This window comes from Nonomuraea jabiensis, assembly GCF_014204795.1.
In the GTDB taxonomy this organism is placed as follows: domain Bacteria; phylum Actinomycetota; class Actinomycetes; order Streptosporangiales; family Streptosporangiaceae; genus Nonomuraea; species Nonomuraea jabiensis.
Genome location: NZ_JACHMB010000001.1, coordinates 757,157 through 778,088, shown reverse-complemented (window position 1 = coordinate 778,088; position 20,932 = coordinate 757,157). Strand labels below are relative to the sequence as shown.

Sequence of the window (20,932 nt, the reverse complement as noted above, 5' to 3'; positions counted from 1 at the left end):
CATGCCGGAACGCGCGATCCCGCTCACACCGTCGTCCTCACACCGCCCGTTCGCACCGCCCGTTCACACCGCCATCGTGCGGGCCATGTCCGGTGCCTGCCCGGCGCGCAGGCCGCACTCGCACGGCCCGCCGGCGGGGCACCGGCACCGGCCCTCTTCCGGCGGATACCAGCCGGTCGCGTTGGCGAGCGCGCGCAGGCGGTCCAGGTACGCGGGCCAGTCCCGGGGACGCGCCCCGTCCGCCAGCCTGGCGAGCTCGGTGGCCAGCGGCTGCGGGACGAGCCGCCACACCTGGGGACGGGTGGTGGCGAGCAGGTCGTGGAGCACGCCGAGCCGGGCCGGCCGCTGGCGAGCGGTGGCCGCGCGTGCCTGGCGCACGGCCTCGTACAGCTCGGCCAGGGCCGCGTGGTCAGCGGCGGCCGTCGCGCCCAGCGTACGGGCGATCGCCCCGGCAGCCGTCGCCCCGGCGGCCCGCTCGTTCGCACCGATCGTCAGACGGCCATCCACCTGGACGGTCAGCAGACCCGCCTCCGGGCCACCCGAAGCGCCGCCAAGAGTGCTGCCTGCGGTGCTGCCTGCGGTGCTGCCTGCAGTGCTGCCTGCAGTGTCGCCGGCTGGGGCCGACCGCACCTCGACGGGGATGGGCAGGCGGCCGGGGAGCACGATGTCCAGCAGGCCGGAGCCGTAGTCGTGGACGCGGCCGCCCATGAGCGCCGCGCCCCGCTCGACGGCCCTGGCCGCGGCCATCTCCGGCAGCGTCGCATGGCCGCGGATCGCCGTGACGTCGGCGGCAGAGAGCTCGCCCGCCCGCGCCAGCGCCAGCAACCGGGGCGCCGCCCCGGCCTGGCCGGGCGCCAGGCCGGCCCGCGCCGCCTCGGCACGCAGCGCCTCGGCCGCGCCACTCCACCCGCCATCGGCGACCGCGCGCACCAGCCCGCGCAGCCGCGCGAGCGTCGCAGCGTCGGCCACCCCGAGCACCGGCGCTGTGGGGTCCGTGCTGGCCAGGCCCGGCGTCGTGGGGTCCGTGCCGGCAAGGCCCGGCGCCGTGGAACCCGTGCCGAAGGTCAGGCCCGGCGCCGCCGGCCCCGGTCCGAGTGCCCGGCCCGGCGGGCGGCCGTCCAGCGCGGCCGCGTGTGCGGCGATGCGCTCGGCCACCTCGACGGCCCCGCGCCCGTCCGCGTCGGTGGGCACCCGGAGCGCCAGCCGTCCCGGCGCCCGCGAGTCGACGGTCACCTCCGTCGCGCCCGGCGCGGCGTCGGCCAGCGCCACGGTGAAGGTCCCGCTCCTCGTGGACACCGTGAACTCGCCCAGGCGCCCCGCCGGAGCCATGTCGGCGACGCCGGCGATCTGCGCCAGCCTGCCGAGCCCGGCCGGCGAGGTGTCCAGCCCCACGGGGCCTCCCCCGTTGAGCAGCCGCGCGAGCCGGCTCATCGGCTGAGGGGCGGCCGGCGCCCGCGGGCCCGTTCCCCACGGCGGCGCGGGCGGGGTGTGGCCGCGGCGTTCGAGGTCGGCCGCGATGGCGTCCACCGCGTCGGCCAGGATCGCCCGCGTGGCCGGGTCGGAGGTCGCGTGCCACTTGCGCGACAGGTGGGCGTGCTCGTTCAGGCGGGGGAGCAGGCAGTAGTCGGTGCCTTCGGCCTGGTGTTCCGACAAGGAGGTCCTGATCACGCCCTGCGGCGCGCCCGACGACGCGGCGAGCGTCTCCTGCAGGACGTGCGAGAGCTCGTGCACCAGGACCGACGACACGACGTCCGGGTGCACGCGCGGCCAGACGCGCATGATGTGCGGGTCGTCCGGCGTGCCCGCGCGCAGCTCGGTGGCGGCGTCGTTGCCGGCGCCCGGCTCTCCGATCAGCACGCGGACGTGCTGGTCGGGAGCGGAGGGGACCTGGACGGTCACCATGTCGCCGTGCCAGGTGACCTGCGCGGCGGCGCCGCCCAGGTCGCCGAGGGTGATGTTCTGGCCGCGCAGCTCGCCCATGGTCAGGTCGGGGACCCCGTCGGGCCGGCCCGACCGGCTGAAGGGCGTGCCCTCGATCGCGGGAGAGGACATGCTGCCGGGCGTCACCCCCTGGGCCACGCTCCCGCCCGCCGTCGGGCTCGGCGTCGCCCGGTCGGCGGGCCACACCGACTTCTCCACGTCGGCGAGCAGGACGCCCCGGGCCATCAGCGCGGCCCTGACCTGATGGACGAACGTGCCGGGCTCGTGGGAGTTCATGAAGACGTGGCGCAGGTCGACGCCCGCCTGGTCGGCGGCGTCCAGCAGCGCGGGCGGAAGGGTGGCGAACGCCTCGGCGAACCCGCCGTCGGGCATCTCGCTGTGGACCGAGCCGTCGGGGGCGGCCTCGTACCGGTGGATCCCGTCCGCCTCCCGGACCGCCACGCGGGCCACCATGCCGAGCTCGCGGGCGGCCAGCCGCGCGTCCTGCAGGATCTGGATCAACCCGGAGCGGCCCTCGGCCGGGGCGAACGAGAACGTCGCCCAGCCGGGATCGACCGGGGGCGCCAGCCGCACGTTCGACTCCACCCGGGAGCGCAGCTCCGCGATCTCGTCATCGAAGAGCGTCACGTCGATCTCGCCGCTGGTGGCCCCCGTCATGTGGACGGGATCGCCGATGGGGTGCTCGTTGCCGTCCCGCAGCCGCGCCACGTGCTCGAAGGTGAGGTCGTAGTCCACCCTGAGCCGGACGACGTAGGCCTTGCCCTGCTCGGACTTGGTGCGCTCGCGGCGCGCCCCGTGGTGGTCGGAAACGCTCTCGGACGCCTGCTCGCCGGCCCGCACGCCGCCGTCGAGGCCGGAGTCGCCGTCGTTCATGCTGCCGCTCGTGCCGACCGGCAGCGCGTGGCCGCGGGAGACCGTCGTGTTCTGGGCGTCGGCCGCCCTGTCGACCTCGCCCTTCTCCGCGTCGAAGGGCCCGGCGATGATGGTGAAGTCCGACAGGCGGGCCCGGATCGTGACCTGGGCGCCCTGGTCCTTGAACTTCTGCCTGGCCAGCGGGACGACGAGCCCGCCGGGCCCCGTCATCCGCTCGAACCCGGTCAGCAGGGCGTCGTGGGACAGCCGCTTGACCAGCTCGGACCGGCGTGCCGCGACCGTGGCGGCACCCAGCATCTTCGCGAACCGCGAGGTGATGATGTCGAACAGGAGGGGTTTGCCGGCGTGCTCCCGCAGCCTGTCGGGGAAGTAGCCGGGCCGCAGCTCGACCAGCCGGGGGTCGATCACGGGGGTGACCGGCCCCGGGTCCTCGGCGGCGGGCAGGATCATGCCGGTCGGGATGCGCCGCACGAGTACGGCCCGGTACTTGACCGGGAGCGCGATGCGGAGAATGCGCCGGAGCGCGTCCGCCGCCCGGCGGGCCGCGGACCGGATCCTGCCCGTGCGCACCGGCCTGCGGGTGACCTCGATGACCAGCGTCATCGTCTGCTCGACCCGGTTCATGCCGTTGAACACGGCCAGCCGTTGCAGCCGCGTGCCCTGCCGGTTGGTGGAGCCCGAGTACGAGCGGCCCCGGTCCGTTCCCACGCCGACGCCGTGGCCGTCGCCGTTGTCCGTGCTGCCCTGGTTCACGCCCGCCGAGTGGGAGCCGTTGTACGACTCGGAGTGCGACAGGTCGATGTAGCGGTAGCGCTGCCTGATGGTACCGGCCTGCGAGGTGTGCGTGAGGAAGCGGCCCCGGCGGGAGTCCCCCGGGTCGTCGTACACCAGCCGGGCCGTGACCGTCACCTCCTCGGCCTGCGCGGTCTGCGCGCCGACCTGGACGTGGTAGCTCTTCTCGTAGCCCTGGACCGACCACATGTCGTTGACGTGGATCAGCGCGGCGTCACTGGAGAAGTCGACGCTCAGCTCGTCGGCCAGGGTCGGGCTCTCGTCCACGGCCGCGGGGTGGGCGGCGCGCACGGCGTTCAGCACCGCCTCCATCATGTCGACGGGATTGCCCTGCTCGTCGGTCAGGTCGAGCGACTCCACCGTGCCCAGGCCCACCGTCCCGTCGTACGACGGCGCCAGCACGACGTCCCTGGAGCGGTCGATCAGGTCCGTCGCCTCGCTCAGCGTCTGGTCGAGCTGCTGCTGCTCGTTCCCCTGCTGGGCCGTGGTGGCCGCCGGGCCGAGGCCGGTCACCTCCTGGAGCTTCTCCAGCAGGGCCTGCGGGGTGTGCCGCGCGGCGTACCCCACGTCCTCGCCGGCGGCCCGCGCCTTGGCGACGTCCATGATGTACCGCTGGACCAGGGGGACGGCGAGGCTCGGGTCGAGCTTCATGCTGCCGTTGAGGAAGCGCTCGACGGCGTCGCCCACCACGGGGCCGGGCAGCGGGAGCTCGCCTTCGGCGTACATCACCAGCGCGTCGTCCTCGGAGAGCATGAACAGCCCGGTGCCCTGTGCCGTGGCCGTCTCGTTCTCGCCGGTCGGGACCCGGCCCGCCAGCGGCACCGCGTGCGCCATGCTCTCCGAGCCGGTGACCGTGAGGTCCGCGGTGGCCCGGATGAGGATCTGGCGGCCGAAGTCGATCGAGAGCCCCTCGTCGCCCCAGATGTCGAGGACCGAGGTGGAGACGGAGGTGCCTCCCGACCGGGAGGGCAGCGAGACCGTGCCGCTGTCGCTGGACGTGCCGCCGCCGTCGAGGTCGGAGACCGTCGTCGAGGCGCCGACGGAGTGACCCGACGACCCGCCCCAGGACACGCCGGCGCTGCCGAGCCCGAAGAGGATCTCTCCCTTCACGTGGTCGACGACGCCCAGCACCTCCATTTCGCCGACCTCGCCCGTCACCGTCATGGACGCCCGGGTGGGCGTCCCCTGGGGGCGGACGGCGAGGCCGGTGGTGAGCAGCCTCATCAGCATCCTGGGGTGCGAGACGAGGTTGCGCACGCCCAGGACCGCCATGAACATCTGGTACGCCACCGAGTCCCGGCGCATGCTCCCCGGCTGCACCTTCTGGGCGGCGCTCTGCAGGCTGCCGTGCGCGTCCCAGTGGACGAGCTTCGCCCTGGACAGCACCTTCTTCGACACCTTGCCGATGGGCGCGGGCGCCGAGCCGTCCTTCGCGGGGAGGAGGTCCGCCGCGAACAACAGCCTGGCCGAGCCCCTGCCGGACGCCAGCGGGGTCGTCTCCCCGTCGTGCACGAGATCGACCTTCAGGTCGTGGTCCACGGAGAAGATCGCGACCGGGCCGGTGCTCTCGTGCAGGCTCACCACGTTGACCGTGCTGCCGACGCTCGAACCCGCCGTGCGGGTGCGGCTGCCGCCGGCGCTGACGCCCACCTCGTGCGACAGGCCGTCGTGACCCTGGTCGGGGCCGTCGCTCTCGGCGACGGAGGCGCCGCCGCCGTACGTCCTGGACTGGCTGATGGCCCGGGCCGAGGTGTCGGAGCCGATGTCGAGGTTGACCACCGTCTCGGAGTCCGTGTACCCGATGTAGCGGTACTTCTTGAAGTCCTGCTTCAGCGAAATGTGCAGCATGTGGTGCTCGGGGGTGCCGTTCAGGCCGTGCGTCACCAGGTCGACGGTGATGCCCTCCTGGGCCAAGGTGTCGTAGCCGGACCTGATCCGGTGCTCGGACAGCTGCTCGGTGACCTCCTGCAGGTTGAGGATCTGGGCGGCGCGGGCGAGCCGGTTGGACGCGTACTGCCGGACGTCGCCCTCGGCCTTCGGGATGATGCCGCGCTCGGCGAGCTGGTCCATCACCTTCTGCCTGACCTCGGCCAGCCCGTCGATCTCCTGGACGAGGCCGGGGCCGAGGCCTCGCATCTGGTCCGGGCCGTCGCCGAGCCACGAGGGCAGCTCCGGCTTGCGGCCGGGGGGCGGGCCGGGGCGCGGGTCGCCCCGCAGCACCTGGTTGCCGTCCGCGTCGAGCAGCGGCCGGCCGTTGTGGTACACCAGCGCCTCGTGATCGACGGGCAGGCCGAAGCGGTAGGCGGCCGACTCCCGCATGCTGACCACCGCCGTGCTGCGCATCGGACGGAGCCTGACGGGCGGCTTGCCGAACTCCTCCACGATGAACGTGGTCTCCAGCGCGAGCAGGTAGCCCTGCTTGGGGCTGGTCTTCCGGTGCACGCTCGGGTGGATCGCCTGCTCGTTGGCGGTGGCCGTGTACGACTGCGACGCCGACCTGGAGCCTCTGACCCGCGGCCCGATGTTGGGGTCGTAGCTGCCGAATCCGTCGATCTCCTGCAGCGCGGGATGGCTGAACCCGGCCGAGACGCTCGCTTCCAGCGACCCGCCGGACGACGCCCCGCCCGGCGTCGCGGCGAAGTCGACGAGCACCTCCTCCTCCCACTCCTCGGCGCTCGCCCCGCCGAGCGGCTCGCTGGCCACCAGCACGACCCGGGTCTCGGCGCGCACCCGCGCGTGCGGCACGCCGTTCCTGGTGAAGACGCGCTCCAGGTCGCCGTTGACCGCGTCGCGGAGCCGGTGGGGCAGCTCCTCGGTCACGAACGTCCGCAGCTGGTCGTGGGGGACGGCGCCGACCTGGTCGTACAGCCCGCCCAGCGTCGCGGCGACCGTGTCCAGCGCGCCTTCCAGGCCGGTCATGCTGGTGATGACGTGGTTGGGGAGCTTGTCGCTGCGCTTGGCGTCGTCGATCCAGGCCAGCTTCCGCGGGGCCTGGTCGGTGAAGGAGTGCGAGACCCACAGCCGCTGCCCGGCGGCGTCGCCGGGCGCGCCGGAGTCCACGACGGTGGCGTCCTGCCAGCCGTCCGTGTTCCGCGTGCGGATCTCGACGCTCCACGTCGCGGCGGCGTCGAACAGCAGCGACTCGCTCCTGTTGTCGGCGACGGAGCCGCCCTGCGCGTACATCCCCGCGCCGCCCGTCGCCGACCAGTTCCGCCCGGCCACGACCCCGACGCCGACCCCGAGCATCTCGGCCAGCGTCCTGGCCCATTCGCCCTCGGGCAGGAGCTGCGCCAGGACGGCCGTGTTGAAGCCGAGGGGCAGCCCGCCGCTGCCGGACTCGGTGGCGGTGACCGTACGGCCGGCCTGGAAGAACAGGCCCACCATCGTCTCCGACGCCTTGACGCTCGCGTCGAGCACTTCGACGAGGTCGGCGAGGGAGAGCCTGACCCGCACCTCCGCCGCGCCGCTGCCGCGGCCCACCCGCAGCACGACGCCGTCGGGGGAGACGAGCTTGTGGAAGTCGGCGCGCAGGGCGCGCTCCAGCTCGTCCGGGCTGAACCGGTAGCCGATCTCGTGGCGTTCCAGGACGTTGTTGACTGCGGTGGTGAGAGCGGTGTGATGGGCGAGCGGACCCGTCGGCATGGCCATGGACAGGCTGTCCTGCTGCGGCAGCGCCGCCGACAGCGCGTCCAGATAGCCCCGGTGGCGGCGCGCGGCCTCATGCGCCAGCGATCGGGCGATGGAGGCCATGCCGACCTCGCCGGGCCGGGTGGGCGCTGCTGTCCGGCGCATCGCCGACAGCAGTTGCTCGTAGGCCTTTCTCGTCTGCGTCGCCCGCGCCAGGGCCGGGCCGTACGCCTTCGCGATCCTGGTGTGCCGCTTCTGCGTGGCGCGGTGCGCGCGGTTCTCCTGGCGCGCTTTGCGTGCCCGCTCGAAGCGGCCCTGATCGTGCTGCTTCAGCGCCTTGCGCGCCTCCCGCGTGGCCTTGCGTGCCTTCTTGCGGGCGGCTTCGGCGCTGTCCGTCTTCGACTGGATCTGGATCTGGAGTGTCTGCTCGGCCCGGACCAGCGCGTCGACGACGGCCTGCACGTCCTCGGGGGACGGGTTGGGGCCGAGTAAGGGAGGCGCGAGCGACGGACGGGTGCCCTGGGTGGGCGCCCACGGCGGCAGGGGCGGGGTCTGGCCGTGCTCGCGCAGTTGGCGGGACACGCCGTCGAGGTCGACGGCGATGAGCCGCTTCTCCGGGAGCGTCTGGGCCTGGTGCCATTTGTCGGCCAGGTACGCCAGCTCGTTGAGCCAGGCGCGCGCGCACGCGTTCTGCCTGGCCTCGCCGTCGCTCTTGCGCGGCAGGAGGCTCCGCCGCCCGCCCTCCTGCAGCTTCTGCAGGGTGTCGGTGATCTCGTGCAGCCAGACCCTGGGCAGCTGGTCGGTGGCGACGCGCGGGTTGAAGTGGACGAGGTGGGCGTCGTCCTCGCTCCTGCCGGTCCTGACCTGGGTCTCGCCCATCAGGTTCGGGGACAGGCCGCCGATGACGGGCCGGAAGTAGTGGGTGCCGTCCGTCGCCGTGTGGACCGCCAGCGTCCGGCCGTCCTGCGACCAGCTGAAGCCTGTCACGCCCTGGTCGAGGAAGTACGTCGCCAGCAACTCGGCGACCGCGTCGTGCACCTCGTCGAAGTCCAGGTCGGGGCCCTGGCGGCCGTCGGGGACGTACCTGGTGCCGGGGACCGGCCGCGAGGTGACCGTCCCCGGCTTGCTCGTGTACGCCGGCGCGGCGTCGGGCGCCGGGGCCGCCGCGGGGGCGGCCGGCTCCCCGGCCTGGACGACCCCTTCGGCCTGGACGACCGTCAGCAGGGCGGCGGCCTCGGCCTGCAGGTCCGAGAGGTCCGTGACCTCCTGGGCCCGCATGTCCAGCGCGGAGCGGATGCGGCCCATGGTGGCGGCGGGGATGGCGCGTACGCCCTCGGGGGTGGGGATGAGGAGGTCGCCCGCCGGGCCGATCACCGCGTCGGGGAAGTTCGTGGCGAGCGCGCCGATCAGCGCCGTACGGGCTCGGACGGCGGCGGTCATGGGCTGACCGGCCGGCGCACCACCGTCGAGGGAGGTGACCGGGCGCCCGGAGCCGTCGTCGGCGAGCTGCGTCGAGCCGGTCGCGGCTTGGGCATCGGGCACTGCCTGGGCGTCCGGCGCCGTCTGGCCGTCCGGCTGGGCGGGGCCGCTGTCCGGCTGGGCCGGGTTGGCGTCGGGCGCGGGGGTGCCGTCCTGCGCCTGGCCCGTGGGCGAGGGGTGCCCGGCCCTTCCCGAGGCGTCGTCCGGCCGCGGGACCGCGTCACCGGCGGGCTGCGGCGCGGCGCCGTCCTGGTCGGGCGCCGCCGCGCTCGGGTCCGCCTGGGCGTCGGGCGCCGTCTGGCCGTCCGGCTGGTCGGGTGCCGCCGTGCTGGGGTCCGGTTGGTCGGGTGCCGCCGTGCTGGGGTCCGGTTGGTCGGGTGACGCCGTGCTGGGGTCCGGTTGGTCGGGTGCCGCTGCACGCGGATCCGCCTGGTCGGGGTTCTCGGCCCTGGAGGTCCGCCGCTGCGAGGCCGCGTCCGGGTCCGGCGCGGCGGGGGTGCGCCGGCCGTCGCCGTCCCGGCCGGCGTCGGCCCTCGGGGTGGCCGGAGCGTCGGGTCGCGGGGCCGCCGGGGCGGTCGCCCGCACGGTGGTCGGCGCCGCGGCGTCGGGCTGGCGCACAGCTCCGGGCATGCCGGGCTGGGGGCCGCCGTTCGCGGGGCCGCCGCCCGACGGGTTCCCGTCCGCCGTGCCCCCGGGCGGGCCACCCGCCGCCCGGCCGGCGTCGGCCTGCGCGGCGAGGTCGTAGGCGGAGGCGAGAGAGGTGACCGGGTGGGCCAGCGCGGTGTAGACCTCGGGGTTGAACGGGCTGATCGTCCCGGTACGCCCGGCGCCGCCCATGAAGGCCCCCAGGAGGGAATCGGCCGTGAACGGGTTCTGCCACTGGTCGTAGACCACGCCGTTGGCGATGAAACTGCCGGCCGGGGAGGCGATCGTGTTGGTCAGGCCCGTGGTCAGGGCGCGGCCCGCGAATCCCGGCACGTGGCTGGTGACCTGGGACACCGGCCCGGCCAGCGCCGTGCCGAAGACCGCGCCGCCGCCCGCGCCGATGATGGAGGCGGCCGACTTGTTCACGTCCCAGTTCTGCACGGTGCCCATCTGCAGCTGCTGGTACTGGGCGGCCGCGTCGATGAAGAACTCCTCGCCGATCTCCTCGATCAGCTCCCGGCCGATCGGCGAGGCCAGCAGCCTGGCGATGAGGCCGCGCCCGGTGGCGCCGCTGAGCGCGGTCACCCTGGCCAGCTGCGTCACGCCCAGTTCCCGGCCGCCCAGGGTCATCAGCCGGACGAGGATCCGCGTGATGGCCGCGCGGGCTCCCGCCGCGTACGGCCCGATGATCGCGGTGGAGGAGCCGGCGGTGAAGAAGGCGACGAAGAGGGCGATCGCGATGGCGACGACCGTCACCCAGAAGGCCACGTTGACGGAGAGCTTGGAGTACTGCGTCTCGACGGCGAAGTTGTTGGCCTGCTGCGAATAGGCCCGCGCGTTCCCCGACACCCCGGCCAGCCCGCCCTCGTGGCCGTACAGGAAGGTGGCCCTGGAGACGAAGTTCGCGGTCGCGGGCGAGATCCATCCGTCCAGCAGGACGCGCGTGGCCGCGCCCGCGGCCGGCGCGGAGCTGACGGCCCCCTCGGCCAGTTTGTCGTACGCCTCGGCCAGCTTCGACAGCCCGCTCTCGCTGGCGCCCGGCCATTTCTGCCCGGCCGACAGCATGGGGATCAGCCAGTAGACCACCCAGTCGGGCAGCGCCTCGGTCTCCCACGCCGGGAGGACGTCGCTGTCGATGCGGACCGGCGGCCGCGGGGCGGCCAGGCCGCCGCCGTTCTGGCTGCCGGAGCCGTGGACGCCGGTGCCGGCGTTGACCGTCACGTCCTGGGCCTCAGATCTCCCGCACCCGCCCGGCCGCCATGTCGCGCCTGATCTCGAGATCCATCTTCAGGGTGTTGTCGACGGCCGTGCGCACCCTGTGCCCGGCGTCGGCGATCTCCTCGGCCAGCCGGGTGCACTGGCTGAGCATCTGGTTGGGGCCGTCGTTGCGGAAATGGGCGGCCCTGAACGCCTCCCCCTCGGCGCCGGGACCCCACGGGGCGGCGTCGAGTGCCTCCTGGACCTGGGCGACCAGCCTCGCCGACTCGCGTCCGAGGTCTTCGGCCATCGCCGACCACTCGGAGAGCCCGCGGTCCACGCTGGGCTTGATGATCTGCGTGCCGTCCCAGAGTCTCATCGTTCACCCTCCATCCGCTCGGCGAGATGCGCCAGGGCGGTTTCGACGTCGCCGTCGAGGTGCGCTTCGAGCTCCGCCCGGGGGATCACCGGCTCGAGGATCTCCGTGACGCGCTCGCGGGCGCCGGCCGCCGCCCGCTGAGCCGTCTCGACGATCGTGTCGGCCAGCTGCCGGGCCTCGGGCCGCCGGTAGATGCGCGGGTCCAGGTCGAGCCGGACGAGCTCGCCGCGCGGGCCGACCGTGACCGACACCAGGCCGTCGCGCGACTTCTCGGTGACCTGCACCCCTCTGGCCTGGGCGTGCAGCTCCATGCCGGCGTCCTGGATCTGACGGAACATGTCGCGCAGCTCGTCGGCGTATGCCCGCATCGCCGCCGAATCGGGCTGGTCGAGCGACTCCATGACACCCCCTGAAGCCGGGCCTCCCGTCTACGGGAAATCCTCTTACGAAACTTCCACGTTTCTAGTTAGTTTCCGTCACATGAACACCATGAGACAAGAGTGTGTTCAAAAGTGTTGTTTCCCGACATTTAGTGGTTCGGCGTGTTCGTGGAGATCCGTCACCTCGGCCCGGGGCACCCAGAGGCGGTACACGCCCCGCTCGACGCGCTCCAGCCCGAGCTCCACCGCCGCGGGCGCGGACCCGCCCAGGTATTCGACCAGCAGCCGCCCGTCACGCTCGCCATGCACGTCGAAGCGCTCCCCCCGCCAGGTGCACACCGTCCTCACGAAGTGCAGGGCCGCGCACTCCGAGGCGGGCACCGGGCGTACGTGGCAGCCGGGCTCGACCTCCTCGAAACCGTCGGCAGGCTCGGGGCTGCGCAGCCGGATCCACAGCTCCAGGGAGTGCGGCTCGGGGCTGGCCACGTAGTCCACGCCGTGCCAGCGGGCCCGGTAGTAGTGCAGGCTCATCCCGTCCGCCTCCCGATCAGCAGCCACCGCCCCAGGTCGCCGTGGTAGATCGCGCGCCGGTGCTCCTTCCCTTCCGAGGTGAGCTCCCAGATCTCCGCGCCGTGCGGCAGGCCCACGCCGTACACCTTGTACTCGCGGATGACCTGGTCGACGTTCGGCACCAGGCCCATCCCCACGAACGGCGGCTCCTCGACCACCCAGCCCGCCACCGCGGCCCTGCCCTCCTCGTCGGTGCCGCCGTACGGGGTGCGATAGTCGGCCAGGCTCACGGGGCGCCAGCGCAGGATGTTCAGCGAGCCGTTCTCGGTCAGCAGCTCCGGCTGCCCCAGGGCCTCGGCGAGCACGACGGGCGTCGCGATGTGCGAGACGTCCAGGGCGTGATGGCAGTAGCCGGAGACGCGCGGCTCGCCCCCGGTCAGCAGGTCATGGACGGCGGCGGGGGACAGCAGCTTCTGGACCGCCGGCACCCCGGAGCCGGGATCGAGCGCGAGGTCCTGGGCCAGCGTGGGCACCGCCAGCCTGGCCACCGTCCCCGATTCCAGCAGGAAGGCGGCCGTCAGCCCCGGGTTGATCGCCAGCCCCCACCGCAGGTCCGGCCAGCCGGCCGCCAGCTCGACCAGCGACAGGACGCGGCAGTGCGTGGCGACGCCCCCGGTGGCCACCCGCATCGCCGCCACGGAGGTGTAGGCGAGCAGCCACGTCCGCTCGGCGTCGGCGGCGGTCGCCCACGCGGGGGCCTCGGTCCCGGCCGCCGCGGCGGCGGTGATCGGCAGCGCCAGGTCCGCGTCGCGGAGCAGGCTCAGGCACAGCGCGCCCTGCCCGTCCCGGTGCGCCGCCCACAGCCGCTCCTCGAACGGCGTGGCCGGTTCGTGATCACTCGTCGTCATCCGCCCAGTTTGCCGGAGCGGACCGGGTCAACCCATGGCGTGATCGAGGTTGAAGGCGGCGCTGATCAGCGCCAGATGGGTGAACGCCTGCGGGAAGTTGCCGAGCTGCTCCCCGGAGCGCCCGATCTCCTCGGCGTACAGGCCCAGGTGGTTGGCGTAGCTCAGGATGTTGTCGAAGACCCGGCGGGCCTCCTCCACCCGGCCCGCCCTGGCCAGGGCCTCGACGTACCAGAACGTGCAGATCGAGAACGTGCCCTCCGAGCCCTGCAGCCCGTCGGGGCTGACCTCGGGGTCGTAGCGGTAGACCAGCGAGTCGGAGACCAGCCCCTCGGCGAGCGCGTCGAGCGTGGACAGCCATTTCGGGTCCATGGGCGAGACGAACTTGGCCAGCGGCATCATCAGCACCGACGCGTCCAGCACGTCCTCGCCGAAGTGCTGGACGAAGGCGTTCAGCGTGGCCGAATAGCCGTGCCGCATGATCTGGCGGTAGATGCCGTCGCGGGCCTCGCGCCAGCGCGGTATGTCGGCCGGGAGCCCGCGGTGGATGGCCATGCGCATGGCCCGCTCGATGGCCACCCAGCACATGAGCCTGGAGTAGACGAAGTTCTTGCGTCCGCCGCGGGTCTCCCAGATGCCTTCGTCCGGCTGGTCCCAGTTGTCGGAGACCCAGTCGACCAGCGTGCACAGCTCGTCCCAGCGGTCGCTGGAGATGGGCTGGCCCCATTTGTCGTACAGGTAGACGGAGTCGATGAGCGCGCCGTAGATGTCCATCTGGAGCTGGCCGGCGGCGGCGTTGCCCACGCGTACCGGGCTCGATCCGCGGTAGCCCTCCAGGTGGTGGAGCTCGCGCTCCGGGAACTCGATGCGGCCGTCGATGCCGTACATGATCTGCAGCGGGCCCGACGGGTCGCCGCGGCCGAGCGTGACGTGCTTCGACAGGAAGTTCATGAACGCCTCGGCCTCCTCGGTGAAGCCCAGCCTGAGCAGCGCGTACACGCAGAAGGCCGCGTCGCGCACCCACACGTAGCGGTAGTCCCAGTTGCGTGGGCCGCCGATCTGCTCCGGCAGGCTCGTGGTGGGGGCCGCGACGATGCCGCCGGTCGGCGCGTACGTGAGCAGCTTCAGCGTCAGCGCCGAGCGGTGCACCATCTCCCGCCACCTGCCGCGGTAACGGGAGCCGGACAGCCACGACCGCCAGAACCGCACCGTGTCGGCCAGCTCCTGCTCGGCCTCGGCGAGGGCACACGACTTCGGGCCGAGCCCCAGGTCCGTCCGGTCGAGGGCGAAGACGGCCTGCTCGCCCTCGGAGAGCGTGAACAGCGCCCGCACGTCACGCCCGTCGCTCTCCAGCGGCACGGTCGAGGTCAGGGTCAGGGAGAGCCCGGCCGACTCGAAGGTGGCCCGGCCGTCGTGCATGCGTACGGTGTGCTCCTGCGCGGCGTAGTCGAACCGGGGCGCGACCAGCACCCGGAACGGCAGCGAGCCGCGCACGCACACCAGCCGCCTGACCAGCCGGTGCCGGTCGGCCTCGTGCGTCTCCTCCTCGACGACCGGCATGAAGTCCTGGACCTCGGCCATCCCCTCGTCCGCGAAGAACCGGGTGACCAGCACGTTCGTGTCGGGGATGTAGAACTGCCTGGTCCGCATGTCGAGATCGGCGGCCAGTTCGAAACAGCCGCCCCGCTCGGCGTCCAGGATCGAGCCGAACACGCTCGGCGCGTCGAAGCGCGGGCAGCAGTACCAGTCGATCGTGCCGTCCGTGCCGACGAGGGCGACCGTTCGCAGGTCGCCGATCAGCCCATGTTCGCCGATCGGCAGATATCCCATGACATCAAACTAGACCCGTCAAGGTCGGCGGTTGCCAAAACATCCGGCAAGGGATGTACTGCGTCGTGGGTCCGGACGGCCTCGGGGAGACAGCCACGATGGATTTCTCGATTCTGGGGCCCTTACGCGTACAAGGCGCAGAAGGGCCCGTACGGCTGAGCGCCAAGCAGCGCGCGGTGCTCAGCGTCCTGCTGCTCCACCCCAATGTCGTGGTTTCGACCGAGCGCTTGGTCGCAGCCGTCTGGGACGACCCGCCGCGCTCGGCCGTGGCGAACCTCCAGACGTACGTCTCCCAGCTGCGCCGCGTCGTCAGCGGCACCGCGCTCCGCCTGCGCACGGAGCCCTCCGGGTACGCGTGCGAGCTGTCGCCCGGCCAGCTCGACCTGCTCGCGTTCGAGGACGTCGTACGCCGGGCCAGGCGCGCGCGGCAGGCGGGCGAGCACCAGGCCGCGGAGCAGGCCTACAAGGCGGCGGTGTCCCTGTGGCGGGGCAGGCCCGCCGAGGACGGCCGGCTCGGCAGCGCGATGGAGCCCAGGATCGCCGAGCTGGAGGAGCAGCTCCTCCTGGCCAGGTCCGAGTGGATCGACGTCCGGCTGGAGCTCGGCGGCGAGGACCTGGTGGTCGAGCTGCGCACGCTGGTCGCCGCCCACCCGCTGCGCGAGCGGCTGTGGGCGCAGCTCATGCTGGCCCTGCACAGGAGCGGGCGGCGCAGCGAGGCGCTCGACGCCTTCCGCCAGGCCCGCGCGGTGCTCAGCAACGAGCTGGGCATCGAGCCGGGCCGCGAGCTGGCCGACCTGCACGCCGCCCTGCTGGCCGGCGACCCCGCGCCGAGCGCCACGGTCTCCCCGCGCGTGCCGCTGTGCCAGCTGCCCGCCGACACCTCCGACTTCGTGGGCCGCGAGGCCGAGCTGGACGTGCTGCTCCCGGCCGCGCGGGCCCGGCCGGAGCGGATGTCGCCGCCCATCGTGGTCGTGTCGGGGCTGCCCGGAGTGGGGAAGACCACGCTCACCGTGCACGCGGCGCACCTGTTACGCGCCGACTACCCCGACGGGCAGCTCTTCCTGCGGCTGGGCCGGGACGCGGCCGGCCCGCGGCGGCCGGAGGACCTGCTCGGCGAGCTGCTGCGCTCGCTGGGCGTGGACGGCACGCTGGTCCCGGGGCCGCTGGAGGAGCGGGCCAGCCTGCTCAGGCAGCGCCTGGCCGACATGGGCGTGCTCATCGTCCTCGACGACGCCCAGGACGAGACGCAGGTGCGCCACCTGCTGCCGGGCACCGCGCGCAGCTGCGTGCTGGTGACGTCCAGGTCGCGGCTGCCCGCCCTGGAGGGGGCCACCCGGCTGCAGCTCGACCTGCCCGGCGAGCACGACGCCCGGCTGCTGCTGGAGCGGGTGGCGGGCGGGGCGCGCTTCCGCGCGGCGCCCGAGGCCGCGCGGGCGATCCTGAAGGCCTGCGGGCTGCTGCCGCTGGCGATCAGGGTGGCGGGCGCGCGGCTGGCGATCCGCCCGTCCTGGCCGGTCGGCGTGTTCGCCAGCAGGCTCGAGGACCGGCGGCTCGACGAGCTGATCGTGGGCGGGCTGGACGTGCGGGGCACGTTCGGGGACAGCTACGCGGCCCTGCCGGAGCCGGCGCGGCGGGCGTTCAGGCTGCTGGGGCTGGCCGACCTGGGCAGCATCGCCGAGTGGTCGGCGGCGGCCCTGCTCGGCTCGTCCGGGCTGGAGGCGGACGCGGCGCTGGAGACGCTGGTCGCCAGGGGGATGCTCGACTCGGGCGAGGTCGACGGGGCGGGGCAGCCGCGTTACCGCCTGCACGACCTGTTACGCGTGTACGCCGAAGAGCGGGCCCGGGTCGAGGACGACCCCGAGGACCAGCGGGCGGCACTGGCCCGGCACGTGCTGGAGTGCCTGCGCCGGCTCAGGGCGGCCACCAGAGACCTGCCCATCCCGACGGCGCCGCCCTTCCCCCAGGCCGAGGCGATCGACGGGGTCGGGATCGCCTGGCTGGCCGCGGAGCGCAGGACGCTCGTCCACAGCGTGTCGGCGGCCGTCGAGCTGGGGATGGCGGAGGAGGCGGCCGAGCTGGCGCACCACCTGTCGGCGTACCTGAACCTGGAGGGGTTCTTCGACGACGTGGAGCGGCTGCAGCGGATCGTGATCGCGGCGGCGCCGAGCGAGCGGATCGCGCTGCGGGCCGAGCTGCTGCTGGCCGGGGTGCCGCTGTCGCGCGGGGTCTACGGGGCGGCGGAAGAGCACTTCAGCCGGATATATCAGGACTGTCTGCGGATCGGGGACTCGCACGGGGCCGCGTACGCGCTGATCAACCGGGCGGCCTGCCTCCACGGGGCCGGGCTGTTCGAGGAGGGGCTCGAGGAGGCGCACCGGGCCATCGCCCTGCTGGAGGAACTGGGCGACGAGGGCGGCCTCGACTACGCCTGGACGTGGCCCGTCTACATGCACATGGAGCTGGGCCGGTACGGCGAGGCGGTGCGGCTCTGCCAGGAGCGGCTGGCCAGGACGGGAGAGGACCGGCGGGCCCGCGGCGACCTGCTGCGGGCCCTGGGCATCGCCCGCTACCGGCACGGCGAGGTGGCCGAGGCCGTGTGGTGCTACCAGGAGAGCCTGGTGATCAGCGAGATGATCGGGGACCGCGTCGCGGCCAGCAAGGGGCTGCGCAGGCTCGGTGAGGCGCTGGGGGCGCTCGGGCGGTTCGACGAGGCCGTGGAGGCGCTCGACCGGGCCAGGTCGCTCTTCCGCGAGTGCGGGGACGGGCTGGGGGAGGCGCTGGCCACGTACGCGCTGGGCGAGGTGCGGCTGCGGCAGGGGCGCGCCGCGGAGGCGCTCGGCCTGCTGGTCACCGCCCGCGACGGGCTCGGCCCCGCCGGGCCGCCGACCTGGCGGGCCCGCGTGCTCAGGGAGCTCGGCCGCGCGTACGCCGAGCTGGGGGAGCACCCGTGCGCGGCGGCGGTGTGGCGCGAGTCGGCCGAGCTGTTCGAGAGCGGGCCGGAACGGGCCCAGGTCGAGGCCTTCCTGCGCGCGAACCAGGACTGACCTGTCATTCAGCGGGGCGGTGCCGCACCACGGGGACGGTCTCGAGGCCCGACTGCCGGGCCGCCCGCCGGGCGCTTCCCGGCGTGGGGCCCTCGCCGACGATCTCGCCGTCGGCCAGCGCCACCCACACGCCCGCGGGGATCGCCTCGCCCAGCGCCCGCTCCACCACCGGCCGCGACGGCGCCGGGACGGGGCGGGTGCGCCAGAAGAGCCACTGCGCGACGATGAGCGGGCCGAGCGGGGTCAGCAGCGGTATCGCGCCGCTCCCGGCCAGGAAGGCCGTGGCCGCGACGGCCAGCAGCGCGGCGTCGATCCCGGCCGCCAGCCAGCCGGCCACCCTGCCGTACCTCTTGTACGCCACCAGCGGCCACAATGTGAGCATGAGGCAGTCGCCCAGCCCGACGAGCGAGGCGTCGGCGCCGTAGCGGGTGGCCAGCACCGGCGCGAACGGCAGCCCGTCCAGCCGCGCCACGAAGTCGAGCGTGAGCGAGCTGAGCCCGGTGGCGAGCGTGTCGTAGCAGGTCAGCGCGGCGGCCAGGGCGGCCACCTGGGCCGGGGTGACGGCCGTCTGGACCCAGAGGTTGACCACGCCGACGACGAGCAGGACCACCGCCACGTCGTTCAGCACGAGGACGGCGGGCTCCCAGCCGGCGAAGTACGCGGCCACGTCGCCGCCGACCAGCACCGCCGCCGCGATCGCCGCCGTCCGCCCGCCGAGCACCGGCGCCAGCGTGAGCTGCGCGATCGTGAACACCACGACGCCGAAGACCGTCACGACGATGCCGACCGGGATGTGCAGGTACGCGAACGGCATCGCCACCAGCGCCACGATCATGATGGCGATGTCGGACCCGACGAACTTGCCGACCGGCGGGCGCGGGATCTCGTACCGGGACAGGAACAGGGCCGCCAGCGCCACGGTCAGCGCGATGAGCGTGTGCAGGCCCAGGACGTGCGCGGTCATCGGACTCCGATCGGGAGGTGCGCGGCGTGCTCGAAGCTCTGCTCGATCAGGTCCGCCCGGACGTGGCAGGGGCGCGGCAGGTCGTCGGGGCTCTCGACCAGCACGATGCCCTTGAGCTTCGTCGCGGCGGCCCGCTCCTCCAGCCGGCCGAGCAGCGCCGGGTCGTCCTTGCCCGACACGACGTGCAGGATCCCGTCCTCGACCGCGAACCTGGTCGGCAACGGCAGCGCGTGCTCTTCCTGCAGCAGGTCCAGCACGTCACGGGTGGTCACGTCGCCGTCCACGGCGCGTCCCAGGATGCGGGAGGTCGCCGGGATCGCCGCCAGCGCGCACGTGGGCGGCTCGGGCAGGGTTCTGACCAGGTCGCCGGTGACGTACCGGAGCAGCAGCGTGGTGTCGCGGAAGGTGGAGAACGGGGTGACGACCAGGACGCCGAGCGCGTCCGGCCCGGCGGGCTCCATGGTGACCGGGTCGAGCACCTCGATCAGGCCCTGGTCGGAGGGGAGATGCAGGTGGCCGTCAGCGCAGACCCGCCCGGTGACGGGCGCGATCTCGGTCATGGAGTAGCCGTCGTAGACCCTGGCCCCCAGGGCCTCCTCGGCGCGCAGGCGCAGCGCGTCGGTGAGCACCTCGCCGCCGGACGTCACCTCGATGAGCCCGAAGTCGCGCGGGCTCCAGCCGCCGCGCTCGGCCTCCTGCACCAGCGCGGCCAGGTAGGAGGCGGTCACGTTCAGGTGCGTGATCAGGGGCTGCTTGCCGGGGACGTGCATCGGGGTGGCCAGCCGGTCGAGGGTGGCGCGCGGGTCGATCATGCCGAGGTGCACGAAGCCCGCGCCCGTCATCGGCACCGCCCGCTCGGCCACGATCTGGGCGATGGAACGGGAGCTGATGGCGTTGGCCCACAGGTGCTCGGAGCGCAGGCCGCCGTTCAGCATCGCGGCGAGCGCCGCCATCGACGACATCAGCTCGATCTCGTACGCGGAGAACCACACGAGCGTGGGGCTGCCGGTCGTGCCGGTCGTGTGCGCGAGCACGGCGGGACGGGCCAGCTCGGAGACGAACGCGGCGGACATGCCGCGCAGCGCCTGCTTGGGGGTGGGCGCGATGCCGGCCAGGTCGTCCGACTCGAGACCACGGTAGTACGGGACCTCCGCGCGGGCGTGCCTGATCGTGCGGCGCAGGCGCCGCTTCGTGAGGTCCTCCTGGATCTCCGGGTCGGCGGCGGCGAGCATGTCGTCGGAGCCCTCCCCGGGCGATCCGAACGTCTCCATGGTCGCCCGCGTGTCCTCCACCAGCGCCCGCACGTCCTTGATCCGGAACCTGCGGCCGGACATCATCGTCCACGCGTAGCCCAGTTGCCGCACCGCTGTGCCGAACACGCCTCGCCCTCCTGTCGCGATGGTGCAGTGTGTCCCCCGGGGCCCGGAGCGCCCGGGGGACACCCGAGTGTCAGCCGTTGAGGACGAAAACCGCGGTCGACAGCGTGCTGATGGCGTACTTGGCGTACCGGCGAACAGTCTTGACCATGGGACTCTCCCTCGTTGTTCGGGACAGGGGGCTTCTTGCGCCCCTCTGCCGTAAACGATCAGCCCAGGTCCTACAGGGCCGCTACAAGCCCGCTACAACCCTGCGTCGCCGCAGGACCAGGCCGGTCGCGGAGGCGAGGACGAGCAGCGACCCCACCCCCACCAGCACCCGCCCATCGGGCCCCGCCTCACCACCGCCACCCGTGTCGGCCGCGCCCGCCGGGGTTTTGGTCTTCGTGTCCGTCTCGCTGGGGCTGGGGCTCGTGGTTTCCCCCGTTCCGGTGATGGCGAGGGGGTATTCCGTCCGGGCGTCCTCGTTCTTGACCTCGCACTCGATCGCGCGGTCGCTGGCGCTGCTACCGAAGTTGATGGAGGCCGCGTGGACGGTGCCGGTGCCCGGGTTCTTGGAGGTCGTCTTCAGGTTGACCGTCGTCGCGGGGAGCGGGACGGGAGCGTCGGGGATGATCGGCCCGATCGCGGCGACGCCGGTGGCCGACGTCAGCTTCTCGATGCCGCTGATCCCCGCGTACGCGTACAGGTTGAGGTCGTCCTCCAGGCCCGTGGCGGGTGCGCGTAACTCGGAGCCCGCCACGTACGTGCCGTGCCAGCCGATGGCCATCTCCTTGCCCACCTGCGCGTCCGTGGGCACGGTCAGCTCGACCTCGACCTTCACGTCCTGCGTCTGGCCCGTGGCGCGGACCTTGCATGCGTACTCCACGACCTCGGCCCGGGCGGCGGCGGACGAGAGCAACAGGGTGGCGGCTGGGACGAGCAGCAGAACACGCACGGCGACTCCTTGCGACGGATGGGGACCATGAGGAGACGGGGCACGGGTACGCC

At 73.5% G+C, this 20,932-nt stretch carries 10 protein-coding genes; 1 reads left to right on the top strand and 9 read right to left on the bottom strand.

The genetic code is table 11. The features are described from left to right. Positions 1-63 precede the first annotated feature (63 nt). The 6 genes from HD596_RS03405 to HD596_RS03380 form a co-directional block, all read right to left on the bottom strand. Positions 64-10,578 (bottom strand): WXG100-like domain-containing protein, encoded by a 10,515-nt coding sequence (locus HD596_RS03405; protein WP_185067833.1) that lies wholly within the window; start codon positions 10,576-10,578, stop codon positions 64-66. A gap of 10 nt (positions 10,579-10,588) precedes the next feature. Then, entirely contained in the window at positions 10,589-10,933 is a 345-nt protein-coding gene (locus HD596_RS03400) for a hypothetical protein (protein ID WP_185067832.1), read from the bottom strand. Further along, on the bottom strand, positions 10,930-11,334 hold the full coding sequence (locus HD596_RS03395; protein WP_185067831.1) for a YbaB/EbfC family nucleoid-associated protein: 405 nt from the start codon (positions 11,332-11,334) through the stop codon (positions 10,930-10,932). Before HD596_RS03395 ends, HD596_RS03400 begins: the two co-directional genes overlap by 4 nt. Positions 11,335-11,439: 105 nt before the next feature. Then, complete coding sequence (locus HD596_RS03390; protein WP_313042533.1) at positions 11,440-11,871, bottom strand: UCP033725 family protein; 432 nt, start codon at positions 11,869-11,871, stop codon at positions 11,440-11,442. Then, a complete protein-coding gene (locus tag HD596_RS03385; protein ID WP_185067830.1) occupies positions 11,841-12,731 on the bottom strand; it encodes an SseB family protein in 891 nt (296 codons plus the stop codon). Before HD596_RS03385 ends, HD596_RS03390 begins: the two co-directional genes overlap by 31 nt. Before the next feature lie 27 nt (positions 12,732-12,758). Continuing rightward, positions 12,759-14,558, bottom strand: coding sequence for a glycoside hydrolase family 15 protein (locus HD596_RS03380; RefSeq protein WP_185067829.1), 1,800 nt, complete (start codon positions 14,556-14,558; stop codon positions 12,759-12,761). Positions 14,559-14,656: 98 nt separating this feature from the next. Here HD596_RS03380 and HD596_RS03375 point away from each other — a divergent pair, with 98 nt between their 5' ends. Continuing rightward, a complete protein-coding gene (locus tag HD596_RS03375) occupies positions 14,657-17,602 on the top strand; it encodes an AfsR/SARP family transcriptional regulator (RefSeq protein WP_185067828.1) in 2,946 nt (981 codons plus the stop codon). 4 nt (positions 17,603-17,606) lie between these two features. Here the strand turns inward: HD596_RS03375 and HD596_RS03370 are convergent, their stop codons facing one another. The 3 genes from HD596_RS03370 to HD596_RS03360 all read right to left on the bottom strand — a co-directional run bounded on the left by HD596_RS03370 (position 17,607) and on the right by HD596_RS03360 (position 20,879). After that, positions 17,607-18,566, bottom strand: a complete 960-nt coding sequence (locus HD596_RS03370) for a hypothetical protein (RefSeq protein ID WP_185067827.1) — start codon at positions 18,564-18,566, stop codon at positions 17,607-17,609. Further along, positions 18,563-19,945, bottom strand: a complete 1,383-nt coding sequence (locus tag HD596_RS03365; RefSeq protein ID WP_185067826.1) for a phenylacetate--CoA ligase family protein — start codon at positions 19,943-19,945, stop codon at positions 18,563-18,565. Before HD596_RS03365 ends, HD596_RS03370 begins: the two co-directional genes overlap by 4 nt. A 229-nt stretch (positions 19,946-20,174) precedes the next feature. After that, positions 20,175-20,879 (bottom strand): hypothetical protein, encoded by a 705-nt coding sequence (locus HD596_RS03360; protein ID WP_185067825.1) that lies wholly within the window; start codon positions 20,877-20,879, stop codon positions 20,175-20,177. Positions 20,880-20,932: the final 53 nt, after the last annotated feature.

Bases quoted from the DNA above. Each gene is read 5' to 3' on its own strand.
- HD596_RS03380 (WP_185067829.1), bottom strand. From the start codon at position 14,558: ATGGGATATCTGCCGATCGGCGAACATGGGCTGATCGGCGACCTGCGA.
- HD596_RS03400 (WP_185067832.1), bottom strand. From the start codon at position 10,933: ATGAGACTCTGGGACGGCACGCAGATCATCAAGCCCAGCGTGGACCGC.
- HD596_RS03385 (WP_185067830.1), bottom strand. From the start codon at position 12,731: ATGACGACGAGTGATCACGAACCGGCCACGCCGTTCGAGGAGCGGCTG.
- HD596_RS03395 (WP_185067831.1), bottom strand. From the start codon at position 11,334: ATGGAGTCGCTCGACCAGCCCGATTCGGCGGCGATGCGGGCATACGCC.
- HD596_RS03375 (WP_185067828.1), top strand. From the start codon at position 14,657: ATGGATTTCTCGATTCTGGGGCCCTTACGCGTACAAGGCGCAGAAGGG.
- HD596_RS03370 (WP_185067827.1), bottom strand. From the start codon at position 18,566: ATGACCGCGCACGTCCTGGGCCTGCACACGCTCATCGCGCTGACCGTG.